The sequence below is a fragment of the Streptomyces sp. AK02-01A genome, from assembly GCF_033795305.1.
In the GTDB taxonomy this organism is placed as follows: Bacteria; Actinomycetota; Actinomycetes; order Streptomycetales; family Streptomycetaceae; genus Streptomyces.
In genome coordinates, this window is record NZ_JARBAE010000064.1 from 23,595 (window position 1) to 29,948 (window position 6,354).

The window sequence follows — 6,354 nt, forward strand, 5'->3', positions numbered from 1 at the left end:
CGCCTCTCAGGCGCCCACGGCGAGCCTGCCGCGCAACAGTGCGGCCAGGGCGTCCGCGAAGCCGACCGGCTCGACCGGCAGCGTCACCGCGGCGTCCGCACGGCTCCAGGTGGCCAGCCAGGCGTCCTGCGGACGGCCGATCAGCAGCAGCACCGGCGGGCAGTGGAAGATCTCGTCCTTGATCTGCCGGCAGACGCCCATACCGCCCGCCGGGACGGTCTCACCGTCCAGCACACAGACATCGACGCGGCCCTCGTCCAGCGCCTTCAGTACCGCGGGCAGGGTCGCGCACTCAAGGAACTCGACCGGCGGCACATCCCCGGCCGGCCGGCGTCCCGCCGCCAGCCGTACCTGCTCGCGGGTGTTCGCGTCGTCGCTGTAGACCAGCACCGTGGCGGTCGGCTGCATTGTTCCTCCGTGACATCAGTGTCTGCGAGGGCTTCAGGGCTCCATTGCCGTGAACCGATGCGGCGGATGCTACTCCGTCGGACCGCATGTCAGCACGGGTAATGACGTCCCTTCGCTGGGCCGTTCGGGCAGGGCACACACCATGGACACACCGAACGGCACCCCCCGGAGTGAGCGCGGGATAAGCGACCGACATAATGTCGGTCGTGGCGACAGCAACGACAGTAGAAACCGGGCACGCGCACCCGTCGGTCAATCGGCCGAACCTCACCAGCGTCGGAACCATCATTTGGCTGAGTTCCGAGCTGATGTTCTTCGCGGCCCTCTTCGCGATGTACTTCACCCTGCGATCGGTGATGGGTGCGGCCCACTGGAAGGAAGTGGCTTCGCACCTGAACGTCCCGTTCTCGGCGACGAACACCACGATCCTGGTGCTCTCCTCCCTCACCTGCCAGCTCGGCGTCTTCGCCGCCGAGCGGGGTGACGTGAAGAAGCTCCGGAACTGGTTCATGGTCACGTTCGTGATGGGTGCGATCTTCATCGGCGGTCAGATCTTCGAGTACACGGAGCTGGTCAAGGAGGACGGCCTCTCGCTCTCCTCCGACCCGTACGGCTCCGTGTTCTATCTGACCACCGGCTTCCACGGTCTGCACGTGACAGGGGGTCTGATCGCGTTCCTGTTCGTTCTCGGCAGGACGTACGCGGCCAAGAGATTCACTCACGAGCAAGCGACCGCCGCCATCGTCGTGTCCTACTACTGGCACTTCGTCGATGTCGTCTGGATCGGCCTTTTCGCCACGATCTACTTGATCAAGTAGCCGGGCACCGCGCCCGCGCACACAGTCCAGAAGCACCGACGCAGAAGATCCTGACACCGGGGTAATCCGTGAAAAAGCTCTCCGCACGACGACGCCATCCGCTGGCGGCGGTCGTCGTCCTACTCTTCGCGCTGGCGGCCACAGGGGGGCTGTACGCCGCGTTCGCGCCCGCGGGCAAGGCGCAGGCCGACGAGACCTCCCAGTCCCTCGCCATCGAGGAGGGCAAGAAGCTCTACTCCGTCGGCTGCGCGAGCTGCCACGGAGCCGGCGGTCAGGGCTCCTCTGACGGCCCGAGCCTGGTCGGCGTCGGCTCCGCCGCCGTGGACTTCCAGGTCGGCACCGGCCGTATGCCCGCCCAGCAGCCCGGCGCCCAGGTGCCGAAGAAGAAGGTCATCTACTCGCAGAAGGAGATCGACCAGCTCGCCGCATACGTCGCTTCTCTCGGCGCCGGCCCGATCGTGCCGACCGAGGAGCAGTACAGCCCCGACGGTGCGGACATCGCCAAGGGCGGCGACCTGTTCCGTACCAACTGCACCCAGTGCCACAACTTCACCGGCGAGGGTGGCGCGCTGACCCACGGCAAGAGCGCGCCCAGCCTTGAGGGCGTGGATCCGAAGCACATCTACGAGGCCATGCAGACCGGCCCGCAGAACATGCCGTCCTTCCCTGACTCCACGATGCCGGAGCAGCAGAAGAAGGAGATCATCGCGTACGTCAAGGCGGTGAACGGCGATGAGACGGAGAACCCCGGCGGTCTCAGCCTCGGCGGCCTCGGTCCCGTCAGCGAGGGTCTGTTCGCCTGGATCTTCGGTCTGGGTGCTTTGATCGCAGTTGCCATCTGGGTCGCGGCCCACACCGCTAAGGCCAAGAAGTCATGAGTAGCCAAGAGATTCCAGAAGAGACCCTGCCGAGCGAGCAGGGAGCCGCGCACGGCGCGGTGGCCCACGCGGACGACCCGTTCGCCGACCCGGGACTGCCGGCCCATAAGCCGCGGATCCAGGACATCGACGAGCGGGCGGCCAAGCGGTCCGAGCGAGCGGTCGCCTTCCTGTTCCTGCTGTCGATGCTGGCCACCGTCGCCTTCATCGCCTCGTACGTGGCGTTCCCGGTCGACAAGGGCCTCTACATCTGGCCCATCGGCCATGTCAGCATCCTGCACTTCTCGCTGGGCATGACGCTGGGTATCGCCCTGTTCTGCATCGGCGCGGGCGCGGTCCACTGGGCCCGCACGCTGATGTCGGACGTCGAGACGGCGGACGACCGCCATCCGATCGAGGCGGCACCCGAGGTCAGGGCGAAGGTCCTGGAGGACTTCGCGGCCGGTGCGGCGGAGTCCGGCTTCGCCCGGCGCAAGCTGCTCCGCACCACGATGTTCGGCGCGCTCGCGCTGGTGCCGCTCTCCGGTGTGGTGCTCCTGCGCGACCTGGGTCCGCTGCCCGAGAAGAAGCTCCGCACCACGATGTGGAAAAAGGGCCTGCAGCTCATCAACATGAACACCAATGAGCCGCTGCGTCCCGAGGACGTCGTCGTGGGCTCGCTGACCTTCGCCATGCCCGAGGGGCTGCACGAGGACAGCGAGGACTTCCAGAAGCAGATCGCCAAGGCGGCCCTGATGATCGTCCGGATCCAGCCGGACGAGATCAAGGACAAGCGTGAGCTGGAGTGGTCCCACCAGGGAATCGTGGCCTACTCGAAGATCTGCACCCACGTCGGCTGCCCGATCAGCCTGTACGAGCAGCAGACGCACCATGTGCTCTGCCCGTGCCACCAGTCCACCTTCGACCTCTCCGACGGTGCCCGAGTCATCTTCGGCCCGGCCGGTCACGCTCTTCCGCAGCTTCGGATCGGTGTGAACGCTGAGGGCAACCTCGAAGCGCTCGGCGACTTCGACGAGCCCGTCGGCCCTGCCTTCTGGGAGCGCGGATGAGTACCGCTACGGACGACAAGAACCGCAAGGCACCCGCCGGTGAGCGGGTCGCCGACTGGGCGGACGGCCGGCTGGGGATCTACGGCCTGGCCAAGGCCAACATGCGGAAGATCTTTCCGGACCACTGGTCCTTCATGCTCGGTGAGATCTCGCTCTACAGCTTCATCATCATCATCCTCACGGGTGTGTATCTGACGCTGTTCTTCCACCCGTCGATGAACGAGGTGGTGTACCACGGCGGTTACGTCCCGCTCCAGGGCGTACGGATGTCGGAGGCGTTCTCCTCGACGCTGGACATCAGCTTCGACGTCCGCGGTGGTCTGCTGATCCGGCAGATCCACCACTGGGGCGCGCTGATCTTCGTCGCGGCGATGCTCGTGCACATGATGCGCGTGTTCTTCACGGGCGCGTTCCGCAAGCCGCGTGAGATCAACTGGCTGTTCGGCTTCGGGCTTCTCGTCCTGGGCATGTTCACCGGGTTCACCGGCTACTCGCTCCCGGACGACCTGCTGTCCGGTACCGGTGTCCGCTTCATGCAGGGCGCGATCCTGTCCGTACCGATCGTCGGTACGTACCTGTCGATGTTCCTGTTCGGCGGTGAGTTCCCCGGCGGCGACTTCGTGGCCCGGTTCTACTCAATCCACATCCTGCTGCTGCCGGGCATCATGCTCGGCCTGCTCGTGGGCCATCTGATCCTGGTCTTCTACCACAAGCACACGCAGTTCGCGGGCCCCGGACGTACGAACAAGAACGTCGTGGGCATGCCGCTGCTGCCCATCTACATGGCGAAGGCCGGCGGCTTCTTCTTCCTGGTCTTCGGTGTCATCTCGATCGTCGCGGCCATCGCCTCGATCAACCCGATCTGGGCGATCGGCCCGTACCGTCCGGACCAGGTGTCCACCGGCGCTCAGCCCGACTGGTACATGGGCTTCTCCGAGGGTCTGATCCGCTTCATGCCCGGCTGGGAGATCAACGCCTGGGGCCACACCCTCGTACTGGGTGTCTTCATCCCGCTGATCATCTTCCCGCTGGTGCTGGTCGCGATCGCGGTCTATCCGTTCATCGAGTCCTGGGTCACCGGCGACAAGCGCGAGCACCACATCCTGGACCGCCCGCGCAACGTACCGACCCGGACCGCCTTCGGCGTCGCCTGGCTGACGTGGTATTTCGTCCTGCTGGTCGGCGGCGGCAACGACATCTGGGCGACGCACTTCCATCTGTCGATCAACGCGATCACCTGGTTCGTCCGGATCGCCTTCTTCGTCGGACCGGTCCTGGCGTTCGTCATCACCAAGCGGATCTGCCTGGGTCTCCAGCGGCGCGACGCGGAGAAGGTGCTGCACGGACGCGAGTCCGGTGTCATCAAGCGGCTGCCGCACGGTGAGTTCGTCGAGGTCCACACGCCGCTCGAACAGGGCGCGCTGCACACGCTCACCGCGCACGAGCAGTACCAGCCGGCCGAGATCGGCCCGACGGTCGACGAGAACGGTGTCGAGCGCAAGGTGACGGCCGGCGAGAAGCTCAAGGCCAAGCTGAGCAAGAACTACTACGGCGAGGGAAGCCAGATTCCCAAGCCGACCGTCGAGGAGTACAAGGAGATCACCAGCGGCCACGGCCACCACTGATCCCACCGGCCTCCAAGGTCGCCACCACCGAGGGCCCCGGCCCGGTTCCCCGCGAGGGACCGGCCGGGGCCCTCGGCGTGACACGGCCCTGTCCGCAGTACGGGCACCCGCTCTCGCGGCCCGGAGCGCGCCGATAGGCTTGCGCGCGGGCCGCACAAGGCCGGGCACCGTCCACAGACACCCAGGAGCGAGCATGAGCGCTGTTACCCCTGTCGGAGGCGACACCGTGGCGGCCCGCACCTGGCCGGGCCTGCTGAACCCGCTGCTGCGCGGCGAGAACCTGACCACGGACGACGCGGCCTGGGCGATGGACAGCATCATGAGCGGCGAGGCCACCGACGTGCAGATCGCCGGTTTCGCGGTCGCGCTGCGGGCCAAGGGCGAGACCGTCGAGGAGGTCTCCGGCCTCGTACGCGCCATGTACACGCACGCCAACACCATCGAGGTGCCGGGCCGTACGGTCGACATCGTCGGCACCGGCGGTGATCTCGCCAAGACCGTGAACATCTCCACGATGTCGGCGATCGTCGTGGCCGGCACCGGTGCCAAGGTCGTCAAGCACGGCAACCGCGCGTCCTCGTCGGCGAGCGGCGCCTCGGACGTACTGGAGAGGCTCGGCGTCAACCTTGAGCTGACCCCGCGCCGGGTCGTCGAGGTCGCCGAGGAGGCGGGGATCACCTTCTGCTTCGCGGTGAAGTTCCATCCCGCACTGCGGTACGCGGCCAAGGCCCGCAAGGAGCTCGGCGCGCAGACCACCTTCAACATCCTCGGCCCGCTCACCAATCCGGCCCGGGTCCGGGCGCAGGCCGTCGGCGTGGCGGATCTGCGGATGGCGCCGATCGTCGCCGGTGTGCTCGCCGACCGTGGCAACTCGTCGCTGGTCTTCCGCGGCGACGACGGACTCGACGAACTGACCACCACCGCCACCTCGCGGGTCTGGGTGGTACGGGACGGAAAGGTGACCGAGGAGGCGTTCGACCCGCGCGACGTCGGTCTGGAGCTGGTGCCGGTCGAGGCGCTGCGCGGCGGAGACGCCGCGCACAACGCGGATGTGGCGCGCCGGCTGCTGGCCGGCGAGACCGGCCCGGTCCGGGACGCCGTACTGCTCAACTCGGCGGCGGCGCTGGTGGCGCTGGACCCGACCGGGGACCCACTGGACCTCCAGCTCGCGGCGGGGATCGCGCGGGCGGCGGAGGCGATCGACTCGGGCGCGGCTGGGCGGACGCTGGAACGCTGGGTGTCGGCGAGCAAGGCGGTCTGACCTCCGGCGGGGGCTGCGGTGCGCCGTCCGGCGGGGGTTGCGGGTCGCCTCCGGCGCGGGTTGCGGGCTTGTGCGGTGCGTTGTGGGTGTGGGCCGGTGGTGCGGTGCGGGTTGTGGCCGGGTGTCGTTCCGGGACGGTGTCCTGGACTGCATGATTTACGGCGCGTGCGGCCCGGTGATCCAGTGAAGGTTGTCGTGCGCCACAAATCACGCTTTACGTCCCGGACACCACCCCTGCACGACCCCCTCCCTGTCTCTATTACACATTCCCAAGCCCCCAAGCAAAAAGGCAATCTCGTATGCGGCTCCCTCCTG

The 6,354-nt window shown here is 67.3% G+C and carries 6 protein-coding genes; 5 read left to right on the forward strand and 1 reads right to left on the reverse strand.

What is annotated here, in order from left to right; translation table 11 throughout:
• Positions 1-6: 6 nt before the first annotated feature.
• Complete coding sequence (locus tag PV679_RS33605; RefSeq protein WP_319684776.1) at positions 7-408, reverse strand: hypothetical protein; 402 nt, start codon at positions 406-408, stop codon at positions 7-9.
• A 197-nt stretch (positions 409-605) separates the two neighbouring features.
• Between PV679_RS33605 and PV679_RS33610 the strand changes: the two genes are divergently transcribed.
• The 5 genes from PV679_RS33610 (at position 606) to trpD (ending at position 6,039) form a co-directional block, all read left to right on the forward strand.
• Complete coding sequence (locus PV679_RS33610; RefSeq protein WP_319684778.1) at positions 606-1,226, forward strand: heme-copper oxidase subunit III; 621 nt, start codon at positions 606-608, stop codon at positions 1,224-1,226.
• Between the two features lie 68 nt (positions 1,227-1,294).
• Complete coding sequence (locus PV679_RS33615) at positions 1,295-2,104, forward strand: c-type cytochrome (protein WP_319684780.1); 810 nt, start codon at positions 1,295-1,297, stop codon at positions 2,102-2,104.
• Positions 2,101-3,153 (forward strand): ubiquinol-cytochrome c reductase iron-sulfur subunit, encoded by a 1,053-nt coding sequence (locus PV679_RS33620; RefSeq protein WP_319684782.1) that lies wholly within the window; start codon positions 2,101-2,103, stop codon positions 3,151-3,153. The genes PV679_RS33615 and PV679_RS33620 overlap by 4 nt, the downstream gene beginning before the upstream one ends.
• Positions 3,150-4,778, forward strand: coding sequence for a cytochrome bc complex cytochrome b subunit (locus PV679_RS33625; RefSeq protein WP_319684784.1), 1,629 nt, complete (start codon positions 3,150-3,152; stop codon positions 4,776-4,778). Before PV679_RS33620 ends, PV679_RS33625 begins: the two co-directional genes overlap by 4 nt.
• A 193-nt stretch (positions 4,779-4,971) precedes the next feature.
• The gene (gene trpD, locus PV679_RS33630) at positions 4,972-6,039 is read left to right on the forward strand and encodes an anthranilate phosphoribosyltransferase (RefSeq protein WP_319684785.1); all 1,068 of its coding nucleotides are present in this window, start codon (positions 4,972-4,974) and stop codon (positions 6,037-6,039) included.
• Positions 6,040-6,354 lie beyond the last annotated feature (315 nt).

Bases quoted from the DNA above. Each gene is read 5' to 3' on its own strand.
- PV679_RS33605 (WP_319684776.1), bottom strand. From the start codon at position 408: ATGCAGCCGACCGCCACGGTGCTGGTCTACAGCGACGACGCGAACACC.
- PV679_RS33610 (WP_319684778.1), top strand. From the start codon at position 606: ATGTCGGTCGTGGCGACAGCAACGACAGTAGAAACCGGGCACGCGCAC.
- PV679_RS33620 (WP_319684782.1), top strand. From the start codon at position 2,101: ATGAGTAGCCAAGAGATTCCAGAAGAGACCCTGCCGAGCGAGCAGGGA.
- PV679_RS33625 (WP_319684784.1), top strand. From the start codon at position 3,150: ATGAGTACCGCTACGGACGACAAGAACCGCAAGGCACCCGCCGGTGAG.
- trpD (WP_319684785.1), top strand. From the start codon at position 4,972: ATGAGCGCTGTTACCCCTGTCGGAGGCGACACCGTGGCGGCCCGCACC.